Below are 25,967 nucleotides of genomic sequence, written 5' to 3' on the forward strand. Positions count from 1 at the left end.
GGATCCCTAGCGTACGGGGGTGTGCGGATGAGGCGGCCGGCACGGCGGGCTTTCCTCCTGGCGGCGCTGTCCTCGCTGGTCACGGCGCCGTTCGCGGTCGCGGCACCGGCTGGTCGGCAGCGCTCGGCCGCCGAGATGCGGGGGGTGTGGATCGCGACGGTGTCCAACCGGGACTGGCCGTCCCGGCCCGGTCTCCCCGCGGCCGCGCAGCGGGCGGAGCTGATCGCCCATCTCGACAGGGCGGCCCGCGACCGGCTCAACACGGTGATCCTGCAGGTTCGGCCCACCGCCGACGCCCTGTGGCCGTCACCGTACGAGCCCTGGTCCGGGTACCTCACCGGCACCCAGGGCCGCGACCCCGGCTGGGACCCGCTGGGCACCGCGGTGCGGGAGGCCCACGACCGGGGCCTGGAGCTGCACGCCTGGTTCAACCCGTACCGGATCGCGAACCACGCCGACCCCGGCCGGCTCGCCGCCTCGCACCCGGCCCGGGAGCACCCCGACTGGGTGGTGCGCTACGGCGGGAAGCTGTACTACAACCCCGGCCTGCCGGAGGTCCGCGCCTTCGTCCAGCAGGCGATGCTCGACGCCGTCGCCGCGTACCCGGTCGACGCCGTCCACTTCGACGACTACTTCTACCCGTACCCGGTCGCCGGCCAGACCTTCGACGACGATGACGCCTACGACCGGTACGGCGACGACTTCTCCAGCCGGGCCGCCTGGCGGCGGGACAACGTCGACACGCTGGTCAGGGAGATGGCAGTCGGCATCCAGCGGGTCCGGCCCGGCACCCGGTTCGGGATCAGCCCGTTCGGCGTCTGGCGCAACGCCTCGACCGACCCGCGCGGCTCGGACACCCGGGCGGGCGTGCAGACGTACGACGACCTGTACGCGGACACCCGTACCTGGGTGCGCGAGCACTGGATCGACTACATCGTCCCGCAGCTGTACTGGAACATCGGCTTCGCGGACGCCGACTACGCGAAGCTGGCCGACTGGTGGGCGTCGGTCGCGCAGGGCACCGGGACGCGGCTGTACCTCGGCGAGGCCCTGTACAAGGCCGGGGCCGCCGGGCAGCCCTCGGCCTGGCAGGACCCGGTGGAGCTGTCCCGGCACCTCACCCTCGCCGCTCGCCACCCGCAGGTGCGCGGGCATGTGTTCTTCGCCGCCACGGAGGTGGCGGCCGACCCCATCGGGGCGATGTCACGCGTGATCGCCGACCACTACGGGCGATCGGCGAAGCCGCCCCGTTGATCCATCGCCTGCGCGTTCTGGTGCTTGACCTGGCAGTCGGGTCCGGGGGACATGATCGCCTCGTGCCCGTCCTCGAACCGGACGCGGTACGGCGGGTTGCCCTCGGAACCCAGCACTTCGACTACCTCAGAGACCTGGTCGTGTTGGCCGACCACCCTGCCGTGCTGGACAAGACGGTCGCCCTTGGATGCACGCATCTGACAGGTCCTCCTCATGATCACGACCGCTGTGTGACGGCGATGCACACGAGCACGGCGACGGCGGTCACCGGGGCGGCCGCCGTGAAGTGCTCGCCCAGCAGCAGCGCCGACCACACCAGTGTGAGCAGGGGCTGAGCCAACTGCAACTGGCTGGCCCGCGGGATGCCGATGGCCGCCATGCCCCGGTACCAGACGACCAGACCGAGGAACTGCGAACCGAGCGCCACCCACAGCAGACCGGCGACGCCGTGCCCGGTCGCGTGCACGGGCTCGTACGACAGCGCCACCGCGGCGGCGGGCACGCTCAGCGGCAGGCACAGCACCAGCGCCCAGCCGATCACCTGCCAGCCCGGCATCACCCGGGCCAGCCGGCCGCCCTCGGTGTAGCCGGCCGCGCACACCAGCAGGGCCGCGAACAGGTATCCGTCGGCGACGGTGAGCGCGCCGCCGCTCTGGGTGACGGTGAAGGCGACGACGGCCGCGGCCCCCGCCAGCGCGGCCAGCCAGAACCGGCGCGAGGGCCGGCTGCCGGTGCGCAGGGCGGAGAACACGGCGGTGGTGAGCGGCAGCAGCCCCACCACGACGGCGGCGTGCGCCGTGGTGGAGGTCTGCAGGGCGAGCGTGGTCAGCATCGGGAAGCCCAGCACGACGCCGGCGGCGACGACGGCGAGACCCGGCAGATGCCGGCGCTCGGGCAGCCGGACCCGGAGCGCGAGGAGACAACCGCCCGCGACGAGCGCGGCGAGGACGCTGCGCACCGCCACCAGGGACCAGGGGCCGAAGCTCTCCAGGCCCCAGGCGGTGGCGGGGAAGGTCAGCGAGAAGGAGGCGACGCCGAGGGCGGCGAGGCCGGTGCCGAGGCCGCGCCGCTCGCGGGGAACGGTGACCGCTATCGTGCTCGGAACAGTAGCGCTACTCTGTGCTCTCATGTACCAGCGTAGCAGCGTCAGTGAACTGGCAGAAGAGCTCCGCCGGGACCTCAACCGCTACTCCCCGGGTGGAAAGCTCCCGTCGAGCCGGGCGCTGGTCGAGCGGTTCCGTGTGAGTCCGGTGACCGTCTCGCGGGCCCTCGCCCAGCTGGCCGCCGAGGGGCTGGTCGTCACCCGGCCCGGAGCCGGTGCGTTCCGGGCCGGACCGCGCACCGCGGAGACGCCCGCCGGGGACACCTCCTGGCAGGAGGTCGCGCTGAGCGCCGACGGTGCCGCCGAGCTCGTACCGCGCACGGTCGACGCCTCCGGGGTCACCGTGTCACTGGCCGCGCCGCCACCCGGCGTGCTGGAGTTCAACGGCGGCTATCCGCATCCCTCCCTGCAGCCGGAGCGGGCCATGGCGGCGGCCCTGGCCCGGGCCGGGCGGCGGCCGGGCGCCTGGGGGAGGCCGCCACTGGAGGGACTGCCGGAACTGCGGGAGTGGTTCGCCCGCGGCATCGGCGGCGCCGTCACGGCCGCCGAGGTGCTGATCGCGGCCGGCGGCCAGTCCGCCCTGGCCACCGCCCTGCGCGCGCTCGCCCAGCCCGGCGCCCCGGTCCTCGTCGAGTCGCCCACCTACCCCGGCATGCTGGCCCTCGCCCGCGCCGCCGGACTGCGCCCCGTACCGGTACCCGTCGACCCCGACGGGGTACGCCCCGACCTGCTCGCCGACGCCTTCCGGGCCAGCGGCGCCCGGGTGTTCGTCTGCCAGCCGCTCTTCCAGAACCCCACCGGTGCCGTCCTGGCCCCCGCCCGGCGCGCCGAGGTGCTGCGCATCGCCCGCGAGGCGGGCGCGTTCGTCATCGAGGACGACTTCGTCCGGCGCCTCGTGCACGCCGACGCGGGCCCGCTGCCCCGCCCGCTGGCCGCCGACGACCCGGACGGCGTGGTCGTGCACGTCGGCTCGCTGACCAAGGCGACCTCGCCCAGCTTCCGGGTGAGCGCACTGGCCGCACGCGGCCCGGTACTGGAACGGCTGCGCGCCATCCAGGTCGTGGACAGCTTCTTCGTCCCCCGGCCGCTGCAGGAGGCGGCCCTTGAACTGGTCGGCTCCCCGGCCTGGCCCCGTCATCTGCGCAACTTGTCGGCCGAGCTGAAGACCCGCCGCGACACCATGGCGGCCGCACTCACCGCCCATCTGCCCGAACTCGCCCTGCCGCACATCCCGTCCGGCGGCTACCACCTCTGGCTCCGCCTGCCCGACGGCGCCGACGAAGCCGCCCTCACCGCGGCCGCCCTCCGCGCCGGCGTCGCCCTCACCCCCGGCCGCCCCTACTTCAGCGCCGAGCCCCCCGCCGCCCACCTCCGCCTGAGCTTCGCGGCGGTCGCCGGAACCGGCGAGATCACCGAGGGGGTACGGCGCCTGCGGACGGCCTGCGACGAGGTGTTCTAGGGCGCGGGTGAATCCGCCGGCACCGGCCGCGTCGACGTCGACCGCGTCCACGGCCGGCTGTCGGCCGACGCCTACTGGGCGATCGGCCGGACCCGCGAGAAGCACGAGCGGGCCATGGCGTGGATGGTCCACCCCTTCGAGTCAGCATGCGCATACCACTGACAACTCCTGGGCAACAGCCCTTGACCTGCGCACCTTCCGGGCTCACCATCACCGCATGCCACTGAGGGTGACGTTCGTCGCCGCCGCGCGCAGTTCGCCGCTGCTCGCGGAGCGCTTCGAGGACGACCGGCCGCTGGACCAGGCCGGCTGGGACGAGGTCCAGCGCGCCGCCGGGGACCTGCTGCCGCTGGCGGCGGCCGAGCTGCGCTACTGCTCGCCGACCCCGCGCAGCCGGGCCACCGGCGACGCGCTCGGATATGCCCCGCTGGTCCAACTGGCCCTGCGGGAGTGCGACATGGGCCGCTGGCGCGGGATGACGCTGGGCGAGGCGATGGCCCGGGAGCCGGAGGCGGTGGACGCCTGGCTCGCCGACCCGCGCGCCACCCCGCACGGTGGCGAGTCCCTGCTGGCCTTCATCTCCCGGGTCGGCGGCTGGCTGGACACCCGGCCGGCGGACGACGCCGGCCGGATCGTCGCCGTGGCCGAGCCCGCCGTGATCCGCGCGGCCCTGGTCTACGCCCTGAAGGCGCCGCCCGCGACCTACTGGAACATCGACGTGCGCCCCCTGTCCACGTCCACCGTCACCGGCCGCACGGGCCGCTGGAACCTCCGCCTGGACGCCTTCCGTGCTCAGCCCCGCACATAGTCCGTGGTCAGCACCAGATCCTTCGCCGGACCGCCGACCCGCCACACCGTGCGCCAGTGGTCGGCGTCCTGGACGGTGAACTCACCCCGGTAGAGGTCGGCCGCGCACGGGTGGTCGGCGACATACCGCCCCGAGGTCAGGTCCAGCTGGTGGAAGGGCCGCCCGTCCGCGAACCGCACGTCGGCGGTGCCCGGCGTGGGCCCCGGCAGGAACCGCAGCGTCCGGGCCGCCGGGCGCGTCACGCCCTGCCAGGTGAACGCGCCGGACTCCTCGTGCAGCAGGCCTCCGCCGGTCAGCGGGGTGAAGCGGACGACCCCTTCGAAGCGGCCCTCGTCCCCGCTCGCCAGATCCCGCACGTCCCGCTCGACGCGCCAGCGGCCGGTGAGGTGCGCCAGCAGGTCGGCCACCGGCCAGAACTCCTCGTTCACCGCACTGCCCTTCCGTTTCCCCTTCAGGCGCGATCGAGCTTAAGCCGTGACGGTCCGGACCCCGGCCATGTGACGATCATCACCGCCGTCACCGCCCTGGCGGGCGTGTACATGGTCATGCTGAGAGGACCCCTGCGGAACGGACGAAAGACCTCACTCCTTGAAACGGCAGATCCTCACCTTCGCGCTGGTCGGCGTCCTCAACACCGCCGCTTACTACTGCCTCTACCTGATGTTCCTCACGTGGCTGCCCTACCTGGCCGCGCATGTTCTCGCCTTCGCGCTCAGCATGGTCGGCTCCTTCTTCCTGAACGCCCGCTTCACCTACCGCACGCGCCCCACCTGGCGGAAGTTCCTGCTGTTCCCGCTGACCAATGTGACCAACTTCCTCATCACCACGGCCGGCGTGTATGTGATCGTCGACGTCCTGCACACCGGCAACCGTCTCGCCCCGCTGCTCGCGTCCGCCGCGGCGATCCCGGTCACCTTCGTCGTCTCGCGCTGGGTGATGCTCCCCAGATCTGTGTGACGAAGACATGCGCGACGCGTGAGGGTGGCTCCCAACTCTTGCCGGGCCAAACCCCTTGCGCAATGGTCAAGAAACGTTGACCATTAGCTCCATGCCTACCGATGATGTTCCCGAGACGTTCCACGTCACCACCGACGAGCAGCTACGCGCCGTCTCCAACCTCACGCGTCACCGGATCATGGCCGTGCTCCGCTTCGAGCCCGCGACGATCACGCAGATCGCCGAGCGAGTGGGCCTCGCGAAGGGGAGTTCCAGCTACCACGTACGGCTGCTCGAACGGGCCGGCCTGGTGAAGGTGGTACGCACGCGGAAGGTCCGGGGGGTCACCGAGCGGTACTACGCGATGGCCGCGCGGGCGATCGTGCTGCCGGATCCGGGCGAGGGCGGGCCGGATGTGCTGATGCGGCACGCGGTGGCGGACCTGGAGGCCGCGCCGGCGGACAGTGAGCGGCACGTGCGGATGGCGCATCTGCGGCTCACCGATGAGCAGTTCGCGGAGCTGGGGGCGCGACTGCAGGCGCTGGCGGACGAGTACCGGGAGCTGTCCGACCCGTCGCTGCCGGACGCGTCACTCGTCTTCGCGCTGTTCCACCCGGCGCGGCACGCGCAGACCGAAGGAGACGCCAAGTGACCTCGGACGACCGGAAGTTGCCGACCGGGTTCGGACGGCTGTGGACCGCCCAGACGGTGTCCTCGCTCGGTGACGGGGTGACGCATGCCGCGCTGCCGCTGCTCGCGTTGACGTTGACGCGGGATCCGATGGCGCTCGCCGTCGTCTCGGCCGCCGGAACGCTGCCGTGGCTGCTCTTCGGGGTGCTCGGCGGTGCGCTGGTGGACCGCTGGGACCGCCGGCGCACGATGTGGGTCACGGACGCGGCGCGTGCGGTGCTGCTCGCCATACCGGCGGCAGCGGCCGCGCTCGACGTGCTGAGCATTCCGCTGCTCGCGGCCGTCGCCTTCCTGCTCGGCCTCGGCGGGCTCTTCTTCGACACGGCCGCCACGGCCTATCTGCCGGATCTGCTCGGCCGCGCCCCAGCGCTCCTGGAGCGCGCCAACTCCCGCCTGCGCGGCGCCCAGACCGCCGCGTCCGGCTTCGCGGGGCCGCCTGCGGGCAGTGCCCTGCTCGCGCTCGGGCGGGCGTTTCCGCTGCTCGCCGACGCGGTGTCGTTCGCGCTCTCCGCACTGCTCGTACGGTCGCTGCCTGCCGCATCCCGGCCCGTACCGCAGGCCCGTGAGTCTCTGCTGCGGCAGGCGCGGGCCGGCGCCTCGTACGTCTTCCGGGACCGGTTGCTGCTCGGGCTCGCGCTGCGTCCGGCGGTCGGGAACATCGCCTTCCTCGCCGTGGAGACCGTACTCGCCCTCTTCGCGCACGACCGGCTCGGCATCGGCGCCTTCGGCTTCGGCCTGCTCCTCACGGCGGAGGCCACCGGCGGTCTGCTCGGCGCGGGCATCGCCTCCTTCCTCGGCCGGCGACTCGGCACGGGCGCCGCGCTGACCTGCACGGCCGCAGTCGAGGGACTCGCCGTCCTGGGCCTTGCCGCCGCCCCGAACCCGTACGTCGCCGGCCTCGCGCTCGCCGTCTGCGGAGCGGGCATGGGTGCCACGATGGTGCTCGGCCCCTCCCTCCGGCAGGCGATCGTCCCCGCCCACCTGATGGGCCGGGTCGCCTCCACCTCCCGCATGCTCGCCATGTGCGCCGCCCCGTTCGGCGCCTTCCTCGGCGGCTGGCTGGCCACCGCCTACGACGTACGCACCCCGCTCTGCGCCGCCGCCGGCCTCCTCCTCACCATGACCGCCGTCACGGCGACCATGACCAGCAACCGCCGGGTCGAGGCGGCGCTGCGTGCCGCCGCCCCGGCTGTTGATCCAGACCACCCGGAATCCCGGGCCCCCGTTCAGGAGGGTGCCGTCTAGGGCTCCCGAGATCCCGGCCTGCACGGGATGCAACGAGTGGCCCAGCGTGCAGAGCCGTTGCATAAAAGTGCAGTGCTACGTATAGTCATGCCATCACGAGGAGGATGGACATGGCGGTACGTGCGGCGGTTGCCGGAGCGAGCGGATACGCGGGCGGAGAGCTCCTGCGCCTGCTCCTCGCGCACCCCGAGGTCGAGATCGGTGCCCTGACCGGGAACTCCAACGCAGGCCAGCGGCTCGGCGCGCTCCAGCCGCATCTGCTGCCGCTGGCCGACCGCGTGCTCGCCCCGACCACGGCCGAGGCGCTCGCCGGGCACGACGTCGTCTTCCTCGCGCTGCCGCACGGACAGTCCGCCGCCGTCGCCGAGCAACTCGGCCCGGACGTCCTCGTGGTCGACATGGGCGCCGACTTCCGGCTGAAGGACCCGGCAGACTGGGAGGCCTTCTACGGCTCCGAGCACGCCGGTACCTGGCCCTACGGCCTCCCCGAACTTCCGGGTGCCCGCGCCGCGCTGGAGGGGTCCAAGCGCATCGCGGTGCCCGGTTGCTACCCCACCGCCGTGTCCCTGGCTCTCTTCCCGGCCTACGCCGCCGGACTGGCCGAGCCCGAGGCGGTGATCGTCGCTGCGTCCGGCACCTCCGGCGCGGGCAAGGCACCCAAGCCGCACCTGCTCGGCAGCGAGGTCATGGGCTCCATGTCGCCGTACGGCGTCGGCGGCGGCCACCGGCACACCCCCGAGATGGTCCAGAACCTCAGCGGCGCCGCCGGTGAAGCCGTGAAGGTCTCCTTCACGCCGACCCTCGCGCCGATGCCCCGCGGGATCCTTGCCACGTGCAGCGCGTCCGCCGTCGAGGGGGTGACGGCGGACTCCGTCCGCGCCGCCTACGAGAAGGCCTACGCCGACGAGCCCTTCGTCCGTCTGCTCCCCGAGGGCCAGTGGCCCGCGACGGCGTCCGTCCACGGTTCCAACGCCGTTCAGGTGCAGGTCGCGTACGACGCGTCCGTGGGCCGCATCATCGCGATCAGCGCCATCGACAACCTGACCAAGGGCACCGCCGGCGGTGCCGTCCAGAGCATGAACATCGCCCTGGGTCTTCCCGAGACCACGGGTCTTTCCACGATCGGAGTCGCACCGTGAGCGTCACGGCAGCCAAGGGATTCACGGCGGCGGGTATCGCCGCCGGGATCAAGGAGAACGGCAACCCCGACCTGGCCCTCGTGGTCAACGACGGGCCCCGCCGTGCCGCCGCGGGCGTCTTCACCTCCAACCGTGTGAAGGCCGCACCGGTGCTGTGGTCCGAGCAGGTGATCAAGAGCGGTGAGGTCTCCGCCGTCGTACTGAACTCGGGCGGCGCCAACGCCTGCACCGGCCCCAAGGGCTTCCAGGACACCCACGCCACCGCCGAGAAGGCCGCCGAGGTGCTCGGCCGGGGCGCCATCGAGGTCGCTGTCTGCTCCACGGGCCTCATCGGCGTCCTGCTCCCCATGGACAAGCTCCTGCCCGGCGTCGAGACGGCCGCCGCACAGCTGTCCGAGCACGGCGGCGAGAAGGCCGCCATCGCCATCAAGACCACCGACACCGTGCACAAGACCTCCGTGGTCACCAAGGACGGCTGGACCGTCGGCGGCATGGCCAAGGGCGCGGGCATGCTCGCCCCCGGCCTCGCCACCATGCTCGTCGTCCTCACCACCGACGCCGACCTCGGCAGCGAGACCCTGGACAAGGCCCTGCGCGCCGCCACCAGGGTCACCTTCGACCGGGTCGACTCCGACGGCTGCATGTCCACCAACGACACCGTGCTGCTGCTCGCCTCCGGCGCCTCCGGCATCGCCCCGGAGTACGCGGAGTTCGCCGACGCCGTACGGCAGGTCTGTGCCGACCTCGGCCGGCAGCTGATCGGCGACGCCGAGGGCGCCAGCAAGGACATCAAGGTCGAGGTGGTCAACGCGGCCAGCGAGGAGGACGCCGTCGAGGTGGGCCGCTCCATCGCCCGCAACAACCTCCTCAAGTGCGCGATCCACGGCGAGGACCCCAACTGGGGCCGCGTGCTCTCCGCGATCGGCACCACGAGGGCCGCCTTCGAGCCCGACCGGCTCAACGTCGCCATCAACGGCGTCTGGGTGTGCAAGAACGGCTCGGTCGGCGAGGACCGCGAGAAGGTCGACATGCGCTACCGCGAGGTGCACATCGTCGCCGATCTGGCCGCCGGCACCGAGACCGCGACCATCTGGACCAACGACCTCACTGCCGACTACGTCCACGAGAACAGCGCCTACTCGTCATGAGCACCACGCGTAAGCACACCGCGCTCCCCAAGGCCCAGATCCTCATCGAGGCGCTGCCGTGGCTGGTCAAGCACAACGGCAGGACCGTCGTCATCAAGTTCGGCGGCAACGCCATGATCGACGAGGAGCTGAAGGCCGCGTTCGCCCAGGACGTGGTGTTCCTGCACCACGCCGGGCTGAAGCCCGTCGTCGTCCACGGCGGCGGCCCGCAGATCAGCGCCGCCCTCGACCGGCACGGCATCGTCAGCGAGTTCAAGGCGGGCCTGCGCGTCACCACCGAGGACGCCATGGACGTCGTACGGATGGTGCTCGCCGGCCAGGTGCAGCGCGAGCTGGTCGGTCTGCTCAACCAGCACGGGCCGCTCGCCGTCGGCCTGACCGGCGAGGACGCGCACACCATCACCGCCACCAGGCACCAGCCCGAGATCGACGGCGAACTGGTCGACATCGGACGGGTCGGCGAGATCACCGCGATCGACACGGGCGCCATCGAGGCGCTGCTCGCCGACGGCCGGATCCCGGTCGTCTCCTCCATCGCCCGCAGTCAGGACGACGGCCATGTCTACAACGTCAATGCTGATACGGCGGCTGCGGCACTCGCTGCGGCACTGGGCGCCGAAACCCTCATGGTCCTCACCGACGTCGAGGGCCTCTACGAGGACTGGCCGAACTCCGACGAGGTGATCAGCCGCCTCACCGCTTCCCAGCTGGAGAAGCTGCTGCCGGAGCTGAGCTCCGGCATGGTGCCGAAGATGGAGGGCTGCCTGCACGCCGTGCGCAACGGCGTGCACACCGCCCGCGTCATCGACGGCCGGGTCCAGCACTCGATCCTGCTGGAGATCTTCACCGACGAAGGCATCGGGACCATGGTCGTGCCCGACGACATCCCGGTCGAACAGGGGGAGTCATGAGCAACCAGGAGCTGACCGAGCGCTGGCGGGGCGCGCTCATGAACAACTACGGCACCCCGCGCCTGCCCCTCGTGCGCGGCGAGGGTGTGAAGGTGTGGGACGCCGAGGGCCGGGAGTACCACGACTTCGTCGGGGGTATCGCGACCAACGCCCTGGGGCACGCCCACCCGGCGATCGTCGAGGCCGTCAGCAGGCAGATCGGGCAGCTCGGCCACATCTCCAACTTCTTCATGGCCGAGCCCACGGTCGCCCTCGCCGAACGGCTGCTGCAGCTCTTCGGCCGGGAGGGCCGGGTCTTCTTCTGCAACTCCGGGGCCGAGGCGAACGAGGCCGCCGTCAAGATCGGCCGGCTCACTGGGCGCACCCATATGGTCGCCACCAGCGGCGGCTTCCACGGCCGTACGATGGGCGCCCTCGCGCTCACCGGCCAGCCCGCCAAGCAGGACCCCTTCCGGCCGCTGCCCGGCGACGTCACCCATGTGCCCTACGGCGACGCCCAGGCGCTCGCCGCCGCGGTCACCGAGGAGACGGCGCTGGTCGTCATCGAGCCGGTCCAGGGCGAGAACGGGGTCGTGGTGCCGCCGGCCGGCTACCTGAAGGCCGCCCGCGCGATCACCGCCGCCACCGGCGCCCTGCTGGTCCTGGACGAGGTGCAGACCGGCATCGGCCGTACCGGCACCTGGTTCGAGTACCAGGCCCACGAGGGCGTGCTGCCGGATGTCGTCACCCTCGCCAAGCAGCTCGGCGGCGGACTGCCGCTCGGCGCCACCGTGGCCTTCGGCCGGGCCGCCGAACTGCTCCACCCCGGCCACCACGGCACCACCTTCGGCGGCAACCCGGTCGCCTGCGCCGCCGGACTCGCCGTCCTCGACACCATCGCGGACGAAGGACTGCTGGAGAACGTCAAGCGGCAGGGCGAGCGGCTGCGCGAGGGAATCGAGGGACTGGGCCACCCGTTGATCGATTATGTGCGGGGTGCCGGCCTGCTCCTGGGTATCGTGCTCACCGGGCCGCGCGCGCAGCAGGTGCAGCAGGCGGCCCAGGAGGCCGGGTTCCTGGTGAACGCGCCCGCCCCCGACGTCGTACGGCTCATGCCGCCGCTGAACCTCTCCGACGCCGAGGTGGGTGCCTTCCTCCAGGCGCTGCCCGGGATCCTCGACGCAGCGAACCCAGTGGATGGGGACGGACGATCCGGAGAATAGGACGACGATGAGCCAGGCGCAGGACCACGAGCAGGCGGCGGGTGCCGGACCGGCCGTGCCGCAGACCCGTACCGCGCGGCACCGCCGGATCGTGGACATCCTCAACCGGCAGCCGGTGCGCTCGCAGAGCCAGCTGGCGAAGCTGCTCGCCGACGACGGGCTGAGCGTCACCCAGGCGACGCTCTCCCGGGACCTCGACGAGCTGAACGCGGTGAAGATCCGCAACACCGACGGCGAGCTGATCTACGCGGTGCCCAGCGAGGGCGGATTCCGCACCCCGCGCGCACCGCTCGGGGAGTCGGCGAAGGAGGAGCGGATGCGGCGCCTGTCCCAGGAGCTGCTGATCTCCGCGGAGGCCTCCGCCAACCTCGTGGTCCTGCGCACCCCGCCCGGTGCCGCCCAGTTCCTCGCCTCGGCCATCGACCAGGCCGAACTGCACGACATCCTGGGCACGATCGCCGGCGACGACACGCTGCTGCTGATCAGCCGGGACCCGACCGGGGGGCAGGCTCTGGCGGACCATCTGCTGCGGCTGGCGCAGAACGGCCACTGACCCCGCATGCGGGGGCCCGCCGGTCGGCGCAGAATGGGCATGTGATCTTCCGCGGCGGGGGGAGAGGTGGGTCGGCAATCCCATGGCGGCCCTCGACCGTATACAGAGGTGTGTCGGGATTCCGGTTCCCCGTGAGCCGCCTCTCGGACGAGGCTCTCCTGTCCGGGCTGGCCACCGGTGATCCGGAACTCGCGGACACGTTCGTACGACGGTTCCAGTACCGGGTCTTCGGAGTCGCCATGGCGGTCACGCGCGATCAGCAGCTCGCCGAGGACGTCGCCCAGCTGACGTTCGAGCGGGCCTGGCGGCACGCCCAGATCTACGACTCGCGGCGCGGCTCGGTCGCCACCTGGCTGACGACCATCGCGCACAACCTGGCCGTCGACGCCGTGCGCGCACAGCGGACCGAGCCGATGGCGTCCGAGGACCTGGACGCCCTGCTCGCTGTCGTCACCCAGACCCCCGAGCGGTGGGCGCTGGCCGACGAGGCCTCCTCCCAGCTGCGGGCCGCCGTGGCGCGGCTGCCCCGGGAACAGGCCCGGGCCCTGGTGATGGCGGGCATCTACGGACTGACGGCGCAGCAGATCGCCGAGCGGGAGGGGATCCCGCTGGGCACCGCGAAGACGCGGGTCAGGGCCGCGATGGCCAAGCTGCGCACCACCCTCGCGTCTCCGCAGCGAGGCGACCATGTCCAGTGACCCGAACTGCGACACGCTGCGGGAGATCGGCGCCGAGCTCGCGCTGGGCGTGCTGTGCGGCAGCGAGCGGGCCGAAGCGGTCGCCCACCTGGACCGGTGCGCGGACTGCCGGGAGTACGTCCGGCAACTGACCCTGGTCGGCGACCGGCTGATCGGCCTGCTGCCGTGCAGTGACCCGCCCTCCGGGTTCGAGGCCCGGGTGGCGCGCAGCCTGGCCCAGCAGGCGGCGGCGCAGGAGGGCGGCGGACCCGCGCGCGCGTCCGGCCGTACGCCCCGGCGCTTCCGTGACCGTGCCCGCCGCGCCCGCAGGGCCCGGCTGCGGCTCGCGGCGGTCGCCGGCACGCTCGCGGTCGCCGTCGGGTTCGCCGGCTGGGCGGTCGGCACCGCCGTCCAGGAGGCCACGGTGAGCGCGCCCGCCACCGTGTCCGAGCCCATGCTGGTGGGCGACATGATCGCGGCCAGCGGCCGGTCGGTCGGCGAGTTCTACGCCCACCCCGGCAGCCATGCCTGGGTCTTCATGTCCGTCGATCTCGCCGGGCGCCGCAGCTCCTACACCGGAACGGTCTCCTGTCTTCTCGAGCGAGCGGACGGCAGCATGGTCGACGTCGGGAGCTTCTCCGTGCGTGGCGGTCGCGGCGACTGGGGCGTGGGGGCCCCCGGCGACCTGTCGGCCGTCCTCCGCGCCCGGCTGACGTCCCCGGACGGCACCGTCCTCGCCACGGCTCAACTGGAGAAGGGCCAGGTGGTCGAACCGGAGGGCGCCTGAGACACCGCCCGTCCGGCTCACGGACGGTGCGCCGGGGGCAGCGTCGCTGCCAGGGCGGCGGCGAGTTCGGCGACCGTGGGCCGGCTCGCCGGGTCGATCAGCAGGCAGGCGTCGACGGCGGCGGCGAGCGCGGGCGGCAGCCGCCGCCGGGAGGCGATCGGCGGGGCGGTCCCCTCCGTCTGCGGATACCGGCCGTCCGGGTCCCCGGTGGCGGCGTCGGCCGCCTCGGCCCGGCCCCGGGATCCCGTCCCGGCGCGGCTGAACGGCGGCTCACCGCACGCGACCTCGAACAGTGTGACGCCGATGCCCCACACGTCGGCGGCGGCCGTGAGCGGCCCCCCGCGGGCCTGCTCCGGAGCCAGGTAGCAGCGGGTGCCCACGCCCGCGGGCGCCGGTCCGGGCGGCCGCGCGACGCTCAGGTCCAGCACTTTCGCATGGCCACGCTCCACCACCACGTTGGCCGGCTTGAGGTCCAGGTGCAGCAGGCCCCGGCCGTGCAGGTAGTGCACCGCGGAACACAGCTGCACGCCGAGCAGCGCCACGTCCGCCGCGCCCGGCCGGCGCCGCAACCGGTGCACGAGGTGGGCCAGCGTCTCACCGGTCAGCGTCTCCAGGACGACGAGCGGCTCGGGCGACGCGAAGACGTCGTAGCCCCGGACCAGATGGGGATGGCTGAACTCCCGCAGCCACCGGCCCTCCCGCAGCAGCCGCTCGCCCAGCTGCGCCTCGTCCCGCCGGTCCGGCCGCACGACCTTGAGCACACAGCGGCAGGACCGTTCCTCGCTCCAGGCGTCGTACACGTCCTGCCATCCGGTGCGCGCCAGCTGTGCCAGGATCTCGTATCCCGGCGCCGGCCTGGTGCCCGGTGCGAGGGGCTCGGGGCCGCTCATGACAGCACCGCGCCCGCGCCGAGGCGGTGCAGCCGGGCGTACGTGCCCCCGGCGCGGAGCAGGTCGGCATGGGCGCCGTACTCCACGACCCGGCCGTGGTCGAGCACCACGATCCGCGTGGCGTCGCGGACGGTCAGCAGGTTGTGGGAGATGACGACGGTGGTCCGCCCGGCCATGAGCCGGCGCAGCGGGTCCATGATCCGCCGGCCGGACCGGGCGTCCAGCCCCGTGGTCGGCTCGTCCAGCAGCAGCACCGGGGCGTCCCTGACCATCGCGCGGGCGATCGCCAGCCGCTGGCACTGCCCGCCGGACAGCGTCCGGCCGCGCTGGCCGACCAGCGTGTCGTAGCCCTCCGGGAGCCGCTCGATGAACTCGTGGGCGTCGGCGGCCCGCGCCGCCGCCACGATGTCCGCCTCACTCGCGCCGGGCCGGCCGTAGGCGATGTTCTCCCGCACGGTGCCGTGGAAGACGAGCGTCTCCTGGAGCACCACCGCGATGTTCTCCCGTACGGCGGTCGGGCTCAGCTCCCGCAGGTCGGTGCCGTCGAGCAGGACCGCGCCCCGGTCGGGGTCGTAGAACCGCAACTGGAGCTTGGCGACCGTGGACTTGCCGGCTCCGCTCGCCCCGACCAGCGCCAGGGTCTCGCCGGGCGCCGCCTGGAAGGAGACGTCCGACAGCGCCCACGGGGAGGTGCCGGGATAACGGAACCAGACGCCGTCGAAGCACACATCGCCCCGTGCCCGGCCGATCCGCCGGGGGGCCGGCGGCTCGGCCACCTGCGGTTGCTGGTCCAGCAACTCGATGATCCGTTCGGCGGCGGCGGAGGCGGAGTAGAAGCCGGTGCCGAGCCGGGACAGACCGTGGACGGGGCCGTACAGCTTGCCGATCAGCGCCAGGAAGACGAGCAGTCCGCCCAGCGTGAGCTGCCCCTGGGCCAGCTTCCAGGTGCCGAGGCCCATCACCGCCAGGCCGCCGGTCACCTCGATGATCTCGACGACGGGCGCGTAGACGGCCCGGATCCGCGCCGAGGCCATCGCCGCCCGGAACCTGCCCATGCTCTCCCGGTCGAAGCGGTGCGCCTCCCAGCCCTGCCGGTTGTAGGCCTGCACCAGGGCGACGTTGCCGAGCGCCTCCTCGGCGACCGCGCTGAGCGAGCCGCTGCGGCGCCTGCGCTCCCGCGACGCCGTCTTGACCAGCCGTGAGAAGTGCCGGGCGGTGGCCCAGAACAGCGGTACGACGGCGAGGGCGAGCAGGGTCAGGTCCCACCGCAGGTAGAGCAGGAGCCCCAGATAGACGCCCAGGCAGATGACGTAGTACAGGGCGTCCGCCACCCCGGAGAGCAGGAACGTCTCGACCGCGTCGACGTCGCCCGTGACACGGGACAGCACGTCCCCGAGCCGCCGGCGCTCGAAGAAGCCGAGCGACAGCCCCTGGACGTGCCGGAACACGGCGGAGCGGAGCGAGAGCAAGAAGCGCTCGCCGACCCAGGTGGACGTCACGTCGTCGGCGAACCCCAGTACCCCGGAGCAGAGGATGAGCCCCAGGTAGGCGGGTGCGATCCACTCCAGGGGCCGCAGGTCGCGGGGGACGAGCACGCCGTCCACGACGGACTTGAACAGCCAGATCTCCGCGGCGTCGACGGCCGGGCCGAACAGGCTGAACAGGAGCAGGGGCACGAGCCATCGGCGGCCCCCGCGCGTGTAGGGCCAGAACCGGCGGAACACCTCACGCGGCGAGACGGTGGGCGCGGCCGCGACGACGGCGTCGGAGCCCTCGCCGACCGCCAGCAGACGCCGCAGCAGACGCGCCATGGGACGAGTTCCTCGGAGTGCGGCGGAGCGGACCGGGTCCTCCGGTTCCCGGTCCGCTCAGCCCTCGTGGGTGATCAGTAGCCGCCGTGGCCGCCGTGGCCGCCGTGACCGCCGTGTCCGTGGCCGCCGTGACCGTGGTCACCGTGTCCGTGACCGTGTCCGTGGTCGCCGTGGTCGCCGTGGTCACCGTGGTCGTGACCGTGCCCCGAGAAGTCGTTGCCGCCCGACGAGTCATCGCCGTGGTCCCGGCGCATGGCCGGCATGAGACTGCTGAAGATAGCCATTGCGTTCCTCCCGAAACTTTCTGCACACGGGATACGTGTCAGGGTGGACATCGGATGGCTGTTTTCAGAAAAAAATTCCCTTTTCAACCCAACCTGGCGGCCAGCCCCCCGGTGCACCGCACCTCGTCGCCGGCCGTGATGAGCAGCGCTTCCACGTCCGGCAGCGACTCCAGCCATGCCAGGCCCGCCCGCGCCCCCATCGCGAACGCCGCCGTCGCCCAGCAGTCCACCCAGGTCAGCCGCGGCCCCACGACCGTCACCGACACCAGGTCCGTGACCGCCGGCCGGCCCGTGCGCGGGTCCACGATGTGCGCGCCCCGCTCGGCCGTGCCCGACGTCGCCACCGAGAGTTCGTCCGCTCCCGCCGCCGAGATCACCGCCGCGAGACCGCCCGGGCGCAGCGGGTCCGCCACCCCCACCCGCCACGGCCGGTGCGGCTCCGGCGCGCCCAGCATCTGCACGTCCCCGCCGCCGTTCACGCTGACCCCGCACACCCCCGGCACCCCTGCCAGCAGCCGCGCGGCCCGCTCCGCCGCCCAGCCCTTGACGATCCCGGTGGGATCCAGCGCACCCCGGTACCGGGCGCTGAACCAGCCCCCGCTCGTGCGTTCCGCCTCGGCCGCGAGGTCCAGCACCTCGGCGACCTCCGGCGCGCACTCCGCCGCGGTCAGCTCACCCCGGGCCAGCCGCGCGATCTCGCTGTCCTCCCGGTAGGTGCTGAACACCGCGTCCGCCCGGTGCAGCCCGGCGACCGCCTCGGCCAGCACCTCACGTACCGCACGCTGATCCCCGCCGCGGACGTCGAAGGAGAAGACGGTCCCCATGACCTCCTCCGCGTGACGCACCGCGGCGGGAGCCTCGGCCGGCCCGGTCATGGTGTCAGCCACCGGCCTGGTCCAGCGCGGACTGCAGCGACTGCCGGTAGCCGGTGCTGGTGTAGGTGGCGCCGGAGACGGCGTCGATGTCCGCGGTGCCGGCCGCCACCGCCTCCTGGTTGAGCTTCGGCACCGCCATGGCGGTCTTCTGGTCGCTGAGCCCGCCCTTGGGCGCCTGTACCGCCTCGGCTTCGGTGACCTTGCCGCCGGCGACGGTGACGCGCACCTGGACGGGACCGTACTGCGTCTGCGCGACCTTCCCGGTGACGGTGCGCGCCTGCGCGGCCCCCGAGGACCCGGCGTGCGACGCCGGCGCCGACTTCACCTTGTCCAGCGCCGACTGCAGCGACTTCCTGTATCCCGCGCTCGTGTACGTCGCCCCCGACACCGAGTCGATCCGCGCGCTCTGCGCCGCGACGGCCTCCTGGTTGAGTCTGGGGACCGCCATGGCGGTCTTCTGGTCGCTGAGCCCGCCCTTCGGTGCCTGTACCGCCTCCGCCTTGGTGACCTTGCCGCCGGCCACGGTCAGCCGTACCTGCACGGTCCCGTACTGGGTCTGCGCCGCGTCACCGGTCACCGTGCCGGAACCGGTGGAGGCCTGCGCGCCGCCCGCGGTGCCGCCCTGCGGTGACTGCTGCGCCCCCGCGCCCTGCGACGGCGCCGCGCCCACCGCCGACGCGGAGGCCGGGCCGGAGGCCGGCTTCAGTGCCAGCAGCAGTACGACACCGGACACGGTGGCGGCCGTGGCCAGGACGACCCGGCGGATCGGGTGGCTCTTCCTCATCGCTTCGCAGCTCCTGCTCACATCTCGAACGACTCGTGGTGGATGCGGCGGGCGGGGACCCCCGCGCCGCGCAGCGCCTCGTACACCGACTGGGCGAACCCGGCCGGGCCGCACATGAACACGTCGTGGCGCTCGATGTCCGGGATCTTCCGCTGGAGGTTCTCCGCGGAGATGTCCGGCCGCTCGCCCTCCGGGCTGTTCACCGCGTACATCAGCCGGGCGCCCCGCTCGTCGGCGATCTTCGCCAGCTCGTCCCAGAGCGCCAGGTCCTGGGTGCTGTTGGCCCGGTAGAGCAGGGTGATGTCGCCGGCCGCGCCGGGCAGCGTCTCGAACAGCGCGCGCATCGGCGTGATCCCGACGCCGCCCGCGACCAGGAGCACCTTGCCCCGGCTGCGGCGCTGCGCGGTCATCGCGCCGTACGGGCCCTCCGCCCACACCCGGGTGCCGGGCGTCAGCTCGCGCAGCCGCTCGCTGTGGTCGCCGATGGCCTTGACCGTGATCCGCAGCAGGTCCGGGCGGGGCGCCGCCGACAGGGAGTACGGGTGCGAGCTGAACCGCATCCCGGGGGCGAGGAACCGCCAGCGGAAGAACTGGCCCGCCTCCGCGCCCATCCGGTGCAGCCTCCGCCCGCCGATCAGCACCGACACGATGCCCGGCGTCTCCTCGATGACCGCCTCCACCCGCATGCGGTGCCGCAGGTTCAGCCGGATCGGGGTGAGGATGCGGTACCAGGCCACCAGCGCGGTGACCGTGCCGTACAGGCCGTACCAGAAGGTCTTGGCGGCGGGCTCGACCGCGAAGTCGTTGCCGGTGGTGATCTGGTGCCAGAACGTCAGGAACACCGCCGCGTACGTCAGCAGGTGGACGTGGTACCAGGTGTCGTACGGCATCCGGCGGCGGACCCCGCCGATCGACGTCAGCCCGATGAGCACGAACAGGCCGGTGCCGATGGCCGCCTTGCCCACGTCCGGCAGCTGGTTGATGGAGTCGGTGGTCTGCTGCACGATGTCGCCGAGCGACTTGCCCGCCTGCAGCGCGTACCCCCACATGGTGAGGAACACGTGCGCCACGATCAGGCAGAGCGTGTAGCGGCCGCTCATCGCGTGCCAGCGGGCCACCCGGTCGGAGCCGACCCGCCGCTCCAGTGCGGGCACGCGCGCCATCTGGAGCACGACCAGCGCGACCAGATAGCCGGCCAGCAGACCGGTGATCCGGCCCGCGTTGAGGATCCTGCTGCTGTCGTCGGCGACCGACGGTGTGTTGTGCCACCAGAGCCACAGCACGGCCGCCGCGCCCGCCCAGACGGCGAGCAGCAGCGGGACGGCCGGGGAGCGGCGCGGGCGGATGCGGCGCATCGTCTGTCGGCGGGCGGCACGTCCGCCTGCGAGCGTGGTGGTCACGGTTCCTCCGTGGGGACTTGACCCTTGGCCCAGAGATACGTGCCGCATGCGGTGGGTGTTCAGCGGCCCCGCATCCACGGTGGTCATCAGTGGCTGTCCCCTCGTCGGCCGTACCTGACGGGCGAGCGCACTCAGAGAAAACTCAGAGGGCGGGCGGTACGTCCGACCCGGCCACGTGGGTGATGCTGGTAAGCGCGATGAACACCACCCGTTCCGGCCGCCCGGCCCTCACCCGACCCGACGGCACCCCGCTGCGCGTCCTCGTCGTCGACGACGACCCCGACCTCGCGGAGGTGCTCACCGGCGCCCTGCGCTACGAGGGCTGGGAGGTCCGCGCGGCCGGCGACGGCGCCTCGGCCCTGGCCACCGCCCGCGAGCTGCTGCCCGACGCCGTCGTCCTGGACGTGATGCTCCCGGACACCGACGGCTTCGCGGTGCTGCGCCGGCTGCACGAGGTGAAGCCGGACGTCTGTGTCCTCTTCCTCACGGCACGGGACGCGGTCGAGGACCGTATCGCGGGCATCACCGCGGGCGGCGACGACTACGTCACCAAGCCCTTCAGCCTGGAGGAGGTCGTCGCCCGGCTGCGCGGCCTGCTGCGCCGGGCGGGCATGGCCCGGCAGCAGGAAGAGGGGCCGCGGCTGATCGTCGGCGACCTGGTGATGGACGAGGAGGCCCGCGAGGTCACCCGGGCCGGCGAACTGATCGAACTCTCACCCACGGAGTTCGAACTCCTCCGCTTCCTCATGCGCAACCCGCGCCGGGTGCTGAGCAAGACGCAGATACTCGACCGGGTGTGGTCGTACGACTTCGGGGGCCGCGCCCATGTCGTCGAGCTGTACATCTCCTACCTGCGCAAGAAGGTCGACGCGGGCCGCGAGCCCATGATCCACACGGTGCGCGGAGCGGGCTACGTCCTGAAGCCGGTGCCCCGGTGAGGTCCGTACGGCACCCGCGCCTGCCCCGCCTCCGCACCCTGCGCGCCCGGCTGACCTTCGGCCTGGTGGTGCTGCTGGCGGTGAGCTGCGCGGCCGTGGGCCTGGCGGCGGTCGTCGAGCTGAACGGCTCCCTCACCCAGCGCCTGGACGAACAGCTCGCCCAGGTCGGCACCCGGTTCCCGGAGAGCCTCGAACGCAACGGCACACTGCCGAGCGACCACGACGGGGACGAGCACGCCGACACCCGCCGGATGGCCACCGGCACCTTCGGCGCCCGCCTGCTGGACGGCACGGTCACCAACAACGGCCTCATCCGCTCCGGCGACCCGGCGGCGGACCTGAGCGTCGACCTGACCGCACAGGACGCCGGGAGGCTGGCCGCCGTGCCCGTCGACGGCCGACCGCACACGGTGGAACTCTCCGCCCTGTGCGACTACCGGGTCATCGCCACCGCCGGCCGGGACGGGGACGTGCTGATCGTCGGCCTGCCGCTGGAGCCGGTCCAGGCCACGGTCCACCACCTGGAACTGGTCGCCGGGATCGTCTTCGGGCTCGCGCTCGTGGTGACCGGCGTGGCCGGCGCCTTCTGGGTGCGCTGGTCGCTGCGCCCGCTCAGCCGGGTCGCCGCCACCGCCACGCGGGTCAGTGAGCTTCCGCTGGCCAGCGGGGAGGTGGCGCTGCCGGCGCGCGCTCCGGACACCGACCCGGACAGCGAGGTCGGCCGGGTCGGCGGGGCCTTCAACCGCATGCTCGGCCATGTCGAGGACGCGCTGACCAAGCGGCACGCGAGCGAGGAACGGCTGCGCCGCTTCGCCGCCGACGCCAGCCACGAGCTGCGCACCCCGGTCGCCTCGGTCCGCGGCCACGCCGAACTGGCCCTCCTCCACCCGGGCCCGGTACCACCGGAGGTGACCCGCGCCCTGCGGCGCATCACGGCCGAGTCCGCCCGTATGGGCGAGATGGTCGACGATCTGCTCCTGCTGGCCCGCCTCGACGCGGGCCGCCCGCTGGAGCGCCGCCCGGTCGACCTGACCCACGTCGTCCTGGACGCGGTCACGGACGCCCGCGCCACCGGCCCCGGCCACCGCTGGACCCTGGACCTCCCGGAGGAACCGGTGACGGTACCGGGAGACGCCCACCGACTCCACCAGGTGCTGGCCAACCTGTTGGCCAACGCGCGTCTGCACACGCCCGTCGGCACCGAGGTCACCGTCACCCTGGAGACCACCACCGACTCGGCCCTCATGTCCGTCCACGACGACGGCCCCGGCGTCCCCGAGGGCATCCAGCCCGAGGTCTTCGAACGCTTCACCCGAGCAGAACACCGCCGCCGCGCGGACGCCCCCGGCGCCGGAGCGGGCCTGGGCCTGTCGATCGTGGCGGCGGTGGCGGAGGCTCACGGAGGCGGTGTGGACCTGGAGAGCACACCGGGCTCCACGACCTTCCGGGTGCGCTTGCCGGCCTTCAGTACCGGGTGAGAGCCGTCACCCCGTCCGCGGTCCCGATGGCCATGTGCGGCTCCTTCCCGGGGTCGGCCCACCGCAGAATCCGCTGCATCGCGTCCTCCGGCACCGACACGCAACCGGCCGTCGCCCCCTGCCCGTTGACATGCAGGAAGATGCCGGCGCCACGCCCGCGCACCGGCTGGTCGTAGTTGAACCCGATGACGAGCGCGTACGCGTACTGCGTCGCGTAGGAGATCAGGTGCTCCGACTCGGACGCCCGGCAGTCGCCCGGCAACGGATCCACCCACCGGTTGTACGCCGCCGAGTCATTGTCCTGGCACCACCACGAACTCTCCTTCACCGGCCGGTACTCGACGCTCGTCCCGCTCGGCGGTGCCTTGATCCCGAAGCCGAACGGGAGGCCGTACAGCCCCGTCGGTGTGGTGTTCGTGCCCTGCACCCGGGAGCCGCCGTCGACGAGCCCGTTCTCTCCGAACCGCGCCGGTGCGGTGCCGGCCCGCACCCACTGCCCGTCCTTCAGGTCCCACCAGCTGAGCGTGCCCGAGGAGGAGCCGGCGCTGTCCGCCTGCGCGATGATCAGCTGGCTGCCGCCGCCGGTGTCCGCCATCCGCACGGGCAACGGCTCCGACCCGGCGCCCGGGGCGGAGCCGAGCAGGGCGAGCGAGGACGCGGACACGAGGGCCAGCACGACACCGGGGCGCATGGCTCAGACGGTAGACGGCGGAAGCGGCAACGGCAGCCCGGGTAGTCCGTCCAGGCTCGTCGCGACATGCTCCTTCTTCTCGAAGTACGCGCTCAGCGAGGCGTCGTCGTCCCGTGCGAAACGCCTTCCGTGCAGGTCGCGGTCGCTCTCGTACGCCATGCGGGGGACGGCGTACCCGCAGCTGTCCCGGACCAGGTCCGCGTGTACGACGATGATCGCGCGCAGTCCGTGCCGGGTCGGGTCGATGTCAGGGAAGTGACCGAGCAGCCCCTTGAAGCGAGGGTCGTCGCGGAAGACGGGCTCGCCCCGGCCGTGCACGCGGACGATGTTCGGCGGGCCCTGGAAGGCGCACCACATCAGGGTGATCCGGCCGTTCTCCCTGAGGTGCGCGATGGTCTCCGCGGTGGACCCGGCGAAGTCCAGGTAGGCCACGGTCAGTTCGTCGATGACGGCGAACGAGCCCTTGAGGCCCTTGGGGGAGAGGTTGACCGTGCCGTCGCCGGACAGCGGGGCGGTCGCGGTGAAGAAGAGGGGCTGCTCCTCGATGAACGTGCGGAGCCTGCCGTCGATGCGCTCATAGGTCTTTCCCATGTCTAACGATTATGGGCGCAACTCGTTCGCCTGTCTAAGGAATTCACGGGAAAGCCCGCCATCCGGACTCGCCGTGGCCGTGTGCCGCCCCGGGCGGGGCGGCACACGGCCGCCCGCTACCTCACCGGGTGAGCGTGCAGGCGGCCAGGGAGTCGAGTCCGGTCGGCTTGGTGGTGGTGCGGCCGATGGCGGTGGCGATGCGGTCGATGGTGGAGACGCGCTTGTCCTTGAGGGGGCCGAGGATGGCGTTGTTGACGAAGTTGGGTCCGCCTTGGCCGACGGTGGTCTGCAGGCGCTTGTCGGCTTCCTGGATCTGGGTCTGGAGGAGGGTGAGGTTGCGGTCGACCTCGGCCTTGGCGGTGGCGGGGACGGCGGGGAGCTTGGAGGCGACGTCGGGGCAGGTGATGGTGCCGGTTGCGGTCTTCGCGCCGGTGCCCGCCTGCTGGGAGGCGGCCGTGCTCGGTGCGCCGGAACCGGCCGCCGCACCCCCGCTCCCGTTCAGGGCGCAGGCGGCCAGGGAGTCGAGTCCGGTCGGCTTGGTGGTGGTGCGGCCGATGGCGGTGGCGATGCGGTCGATGGTGGAGACGCGCTTGTCCTTGAGGGGGCCGAGGATGGCGTTGTTGACGAAGTTGGGTCCGCCTTGGCCGACGGTGGTCTGCAGGCGCTTGTCGGCTTCCTGGATCTGGGTCTGGAGGAGGGTGAGGTTGCGGTCGACCTCGGCCTTGGCGGTGGCGGGGACGGCGGGGAGCCTGGAGGCGACGTCGGGGCAGGTGATGGTGCCGGGACTGGCCAGGGTGCGGGCGTTCGTGGTGCCGCTGTTCTTGTCGGGCGTTCCGGCGAGGGCCGAGCCTGCGATCACCGCGCCGGAGAGCGCCACGGCGGCAGCACCGCCGATGATCGCCACGCGACGCTTGTTGTACTTCGGAAGAGCCCTGGACATGCGGATGCCTCACTTGGGTCAGGAGTGGGTTCAGCGGTGACCGACGCGGCGCCTGCGTCTGCCGGTGAGTACGGGAAAGCGGTTGCTGCTGTTCAAGAACTCCGAGGATTGACGAATCATGCAGAGGTCTGCATACTCATGCATGACAGCACGTGCAGTGTGAGGAGAATCCCGTGACCGAGCGCGTCGTACTCGCCTATTCCGGCGGTCTGGACACCTCCGTCGCCATCGGCTGGATCGCCGAGGAGACGGGCGCCGAGGTCATCGCCGTTGCGGTGGACGTCGGCCAGGGCGGCGAGGACCTGGACGTCATCCGCAAGCGCGCCCTCGCCTGCGGGGCCGTCGAGGCCGAGGTCGCCGACGCCAAGGACGAGTTCGCCGACGAGTACTGCCTCCCGGCGATCAAGGCCAACGCCCTCTACATGGACCGCTATCCGCTGGTCTCCGCCCTGTCCCGGCCCGCGATCGTCAAGCACCTGGTCGCCGCCGCGCAGAAGCACGGCGCCACGACCGTCGCCCACGGCTGCACCGGCAAGGGCAACGACCAGGTCCGCTTCGAGGCCGGCATCGCCGCCCTCGCCCCCGGCCTGAAGTGCATCGCCCCGGTCCGCGACTACGCGATGACCCGGGACAAGGCGATCGCCTTCTGCGAGGCCAAGCAGCTCCCGATCGCCACCACCAAGAAGTCCCCCTACTCCATCGACCAGAACGTCTTCGGACGCGCCGTCGAGACGGGCTTCCTGGAGGACATCTGGAACGCCCCGATCGAGGACATCTACGAGTACACCGACGACCCCGCCGCACCGCACGAGCCCGACGAGGTGATCATCACCTTCGAGCAGGGCGTCCCGGTCGCGATCGACGGCAGGCCGGTCACCGTCCTGCAGGCCATCGAGCAGCTCAACGACCGCGCCGGCGCCCAGGGCGTCGGCCGGATCGACCTGGTCGAGGACCGCCTCGTCGGCATCAAGTCGCGCGAGGTGTACGAGGCCCCGGGCGCGATCGCCCTGATCACCGCTCACCAGGAGCTGGAGAACGTCACCGTCGAGCGCGAACTCGCCCGCTACAAGCGGCAGGTCGAGCAGCGCTGGGGCGAACTCGTCTACGACGGCCAGTGGTTCTCCCCCCTCAAGCGCGCCCTGGACGGTTTCGTCAACGAGGCCAACCAGCACGTCACCGGTGACATCCGGATGACCCTGCACGCCGGCCGCGCGGTCGTCACCGGCCGCCGCTCCGAGTCGTCGCTCTACGACTTCAACCTCGCCACCTACGACACCGGCGACACCTTCGACCAGGCCGCCGCCAAGGGCTTCATCGACATCTACAGCCTGTCGTCGAAGATCGCCGCCAGGCGAGACCTCGCGTGAGTACGGT

28 protein-coding genes are annotated in these 25,967 nt (G+C 72.5%); 16 read left to right on the forward strand and 12 right to left on the reverse strand.

The window, feature by feature from the left end:
- Window positions 1–27: 27 nt before the first annotated feature.
- Window positions 28–1,254, forward strand: coding sequence for a glycoside hydrolase family 10-like protein (locus tag ABT171_RS12670; protein WP_351242756.1), 1,227 nt, complete (start codon window positions 28–30; stop codon window positions 1,252–1,254).
- On the opposite strand, the gene ABT171_RS12675 is transcribed toward ABT171_RS12670, so the two are convergent.
- Window positions 1,224–1,451 carry a DUF1918 domain-containing protein gene (locus ABT171_RS12675; RefSeq protein ID WP_351242758.1) on the reverse strand — a complete coding sequence of 76 codons (228 nt, stop codon included), beginning with the start codon at window positions 1,449–1,451 and terminating at the stop codon, window positions 1,224–1,226. The two genes, ABT171_RS12670 and ABT171_RS12675, sit on opposite strands and share 31 nt — an antisense overlap.
- Before the next feature lie 20 nt (window positions 1,452–1,471).
- Window positions 1,472–2,383: a DMT family transporter gene (locus ABT171_RS12680; protein WP_351242760.1), complete on the reverse strand. Its 912-nt coding sequence runs from the start codon at window positions 2,381–2,383 to the stop codon at window positions 1,472–1,474.
- On the opposite strand from ABT171_RS12680, the gene ABT171_RS12685 reads away from it, so the two are divergent.
- Window positions 2,382–3,815: an aminotransferase-like domain-containing protein gene (locus ABT171_RS12685; RefSeq protein ID WP_351242762.1), complete on the forward strand. Its 1,434-nt coding sequence runs from the start codon at window positions 2,382–2,384 to the stop codon at window positions 3,813–3,815. The genes ABT171_RS12680 and ABT171_RS12685 overlap by 2 nt on opposite strands.
- A 217-nt stretch (window positions 3,816–4,032) precedes the next feature.
- Window positions 4,033–4,623 carry a histidine phosphatase family protein gene (locus ABT171_RS12695; RefSeq protein ID WP_351242764.1) on the forward strand — a complete coding sequence of 197 codons (591 nt, stop codon included), beginning with the start codon at window positions 4,033–4,035 and terminating at the stop codon, window positions 4,621–4,623.
- Here the strand turns inward: ABT171_RS12695 and ABT171_RS12700 are convergent.
- Window positions 4,608–5,051: a DUF6314 family protein gene (locus ABT171_RS12700; protein ID WP_351242766.1), complete on the reverse strand. Its 444-nt coding sequence runs from the start codon at window positions 5,049–5,051 to the stop codon at window positions 4,608–4,610. The genes ABT171_RS12695 and ABT171_RS12700 overlap by 16 nt on opposite strands.
- A gap of 160 nt (window positions 5,052–5,211) precedes the next feature.
- Between ABT171_RS12700 and ABT171_RS12705 the strand changes: the two genes are divergently transcribed.
- The 10 genes from ABT171_RS12705 to ABT171_RS12750 all read left to right on the forward strand — a co-directional run bounded on the left by ABT171_RS12705 (window position 5,212) and on the right by ABT171_RS12750 (window position 13,911).
- On the forward strand, window positions 5,212–5,580 hold the full coding sequence (locus ABT171_RS12705; RefSeq protein ID WP_351242768.1) for a GtrA family protein: 369 nt from the start codon (window positions 5,212–5,214) through the stop codon (window positions 5,578–5,580).
- Window positions 5,581–5,671: 91 nt separating this feature from the next.
- Entirely contained in the window at window positions 5,672–6,211 is a 540-nt protein-coding gene (locus ABT171_RS12710) for an ArsR/SmtB family transcription factor (RefSeq protein ID WP_351242770.1), read from the forward strand.
- Window positions 6,208–7,494 carry an MFS transporter gene (locus ABT171_RS12715; RefSeq protein ID WP_351242772.1) on the forward strand — a complete coding sequence of 429 codons (1,287 nt, stop codon included), beginning with the start codon at window positions 6,208–6,210 and terminating at the stop codon, window positions 7,492–7,494. Before ABT171_RS12710 ends, ABT171_RS12715 begins: the two co-directional genes overlap by 4 nt.
- Window positions 7,495–7,604: 110 nt before the next feature.
- Window positions 7,605–8,633 (forward strand): N-acetyl-gamma-glutamyl-phosphate reductase, encoded by a 1,029-nt coding sequence (argC, locus tag ABT171_RS12720; protein ID WP_351242774.1) that lies wholly within the window; start codon window positions 7,605–7,607, stop codon window positions 8,631–8,633.
- Entirely contained in the window at window positions 8,630–9,781 is a 1,152-nt protein-coding gene (argJ, locus tag ABT171_RS12725) for a bifunctional glutamate N-acetyltransferase/amino-acid acetyltransferase ArgJ (protein WP_351242776.1), read from the forward strand. The genes argC and argJ overlap by 4 nt, the downstream gene beginning before the upstream one ends.
- A complete protein-coding gene (gene argB / locus ABT171_RS12730; RefSeq protein ID WP_351242778.1) occupies window positions 9,778–10,692 on the forward strand; it encodes an acetylglutamate kinase in 915 nt (304 codons plus the stop codon). Before argJ ends, argB begins: the two co-directional genes overlap by 4 nt.
- On the forward strand, window positions 10,689–11,894 hold the full coding sequence (locus ABT171_RS12735) for an acetylornithine transaminase (RefSeq protein ID WP_351242780.1): 1,206 nt from the start codon (window positions 10,689–10,691) through the stop codon (window positions 11,892–11,894). Before argB ends, ABT171_RS12735 begins: the two co-directional genes overlap by 4 nt.
- 7 nt (window positions 11,895–11,901) lie before the next feature.
- Window positions 11,902–12,447 (forward strand): arginine repressor, encoded by a 546-nt coding sequence (locus tag ABT171_RS12740; protein ID WP_351242782.1) that lies wholly within the window; start codon window positions 11,902–11,904, stop codon window positions 12,445–12,447.
- A 110-nt stretch (window positions 12,448–12,557) separates the two neighbouring features.
- Entirely contained in the window at window positions 12,558–13,145 is a 588-nt protein-coding gene (locus ABT171_RS12745) for an RNA polymerase sigma factor (RefSeq protein ID WP_351242784.1), read from the forward strand.
- A complete protein-coding gene (locus ABT171_RS12750) occupies window positions 13,135–13,911 on the forward strand; it encodes a hypothetical protein (protein WP_351242786.1) in 777 nt (258 codons plus the stop codon). The genes ABT171_RS12745 and ABT171_RS12750 overlap by 11 nt, the downstream gene beginning before the upstream one ends.
- 17 nt (window positions 13,912–13,928) lie before the next feature.
- On the opposite strand, the gene ABT171_RS12755 is transcribed toward ABT171_RS12750, so the two are convergent.
- The 6 genes from ABT171_RS12755 to ABT171_RS12780 form a co-directional block, all read right to left on the reverse strand.
- Entirely contained in the window at window positions 13,929–14,801 is an 873-nt protein-coding gene (locus ABT171_RS12755) for a serine/threonine-protein kinase (RefSeq protein WP_351242788.1), read from the reverse strand.
- Window positions 14,798–16,612: an ABC transporter ATP-binding protein gene (locus ABT171_RS12760; protein WP_351242790.1), complete on the reverse strand. Its 1,815-nt coding sequence runs from the start codon at window positions 16,610–16,612 to the stop codon at window positions 14,798–14,800. Before ABT171_RS12760 ends, ABT171_RS12755 begins: the two co-directional genes overlap by 4 nt.
- A gap of 74 nt (window positions 16,613–16,686) precedes the next feature.
- Complete coding sequence (locus tag ABT171_RS12765; RefSeq protein ID WP_351242792.1) at window positions 16,687–16,896, reverse strand: hypothetical protein; 210 nt, start codon at window positions 16,894–16,896, stop codon at window positions 16,687–16,689.
- An 83-nt stretch (window positions 16,897–16,979) separates the two neighbouring features.
- Window positions 16,980–17,771: an FAD:protein FMN transferase gene (locus tag ABT171_RS12770; RefSeq protein WP_351242954.1), complete on the reverse strand. Its 792-nt coding sequence runs from the start codon at window positions 17,769–17,771 to the stop codon at window positions 16,980–16,982.
- A 4-nt stretch (window positions 17,772–17,775) separates the two neighbouring features.
- A complete protein-coding gene (locus tag ABT171_RS12775; protein WP_351242794.1) occupies window positions 17,776–18,555 on the reverse strand; it encodes an FMN-binding protein in 780 nt (259 codons plus the stop codon).
- A 17-nt stretch (window positions 18,556–18,572) separates the two neighbouring features.
- Entirely contained in the window at window positions 18,573–19,955 is a 1,383-nt protein-coding gene (locus ABT171_RS12780) for a ferredoxin reductase family protein (protein ID WP_351242796.1), read from the reverse strand.
- Window positions 19,956–20,152: 197 nt separating this feature from the next.
- On the opposite strand from ABT171_RS12780, the gene ABT171_RS12785 reads away from it, so the two are divergent.
- Both ABT171_RS12785 and ABT171_RS12790 read left to right on the forward strand, forming a co-directional pair.
- Window positions 20,153–20,893: a response regulator transcription factor gene (locus tag ABT171_RS12785; RefSeq protein WP_351242798.1), complete on the forward strand. Its 741-nt coding sequence runs from the start codon at window positions 20,153–20,155 to the stop codon at window positions 20,891–20,893.
- Window positions 20,890–22,371, forward strand: coding sequence for a sensor histidine kinase (locus ABT171_RS12790; RefSeq protein WP_351242800.1), 1,482 nt, complete (start codon window positions 20,890–20,892; stop codon window positions 22,369–22,371). Before ABT171_RS12785 ends, ABT171_RS12790 begins: the two co-directional genes overlap by 4 nt.
- Here ABT171_RS12790 and ABT171_RS12795 read toward each other — a convergent pair.
- From ABT171_RS12795 to ABT171_RS12805, 3 genes are all read right to left on the reverse strand, one after another.
- On the reverse strand, window positions 22,358–23,062 hold the full coding sequence (locus ABT171_RS12795; RefSeq protein ID WP_351242802.1) for a L,D-transpeptidase family protein: 705 nt from the start codon (window positions 23,060–23,062) through the stop codon (window positions 22,358–22,360). The two genes, ABT171_RS12790 and ABT171_RS12795, sit on opposite strands and share 14 nt — an antisense overlap.
- 3 nt (window positions 23,063–23,065) lie before the next feature.
- The gene (locus tag ABT171_RS12800; RefSeq protein ID WP_351242804.1) at window positions 23,066–23,653 is read right to left on the reverse strand and encodes a pyridoxamine 5'-phosphate oxidase family protein; all 588 of its coding nucleotides are present in this window, start codon (window positions 23,651–23,653) and stop codon (window positions 23,066–23,068) included.
- 121 nt (window positions 23,654–23,774) lie between these two features.
- Window positions 23,775–24,593, reverse strand: coding sequence for a hypothetical protein (locus tag ABT171_RS12805; protein WP_351242806.1), 819 nt, complete (start codon window positions 24,591–24,593; stop codon window positions 23,775–23,777).
- 173 nt (window positions 24,594–24,766) lie between these two features.
- Between ABT171_RS12805 and ABT171_RS12810 the strand changes: the two genes are divergently transcribed.
- Window positions 24,767–25,960, forward strand: coding sequence for an argininosuccinate synthase (locus ABT171_RS12810; protein ID WP_351242808.1), 1,194 nt, complete (start codon window positions 24,767–24,769; stop codon window positions 25,958–25,960).
- Window positions 25,961–25,967 lie beyond the last annotated feature (7 nt).

This window comes from Streptomyces sp. NPDC001851 (genome assembly GCF_040297165.1).
Classification (GTDB): Bacteria; Actinomycetota; Actinomycetes; order Streptomycetales; family Streptomycetaceae; genus Streptomyces.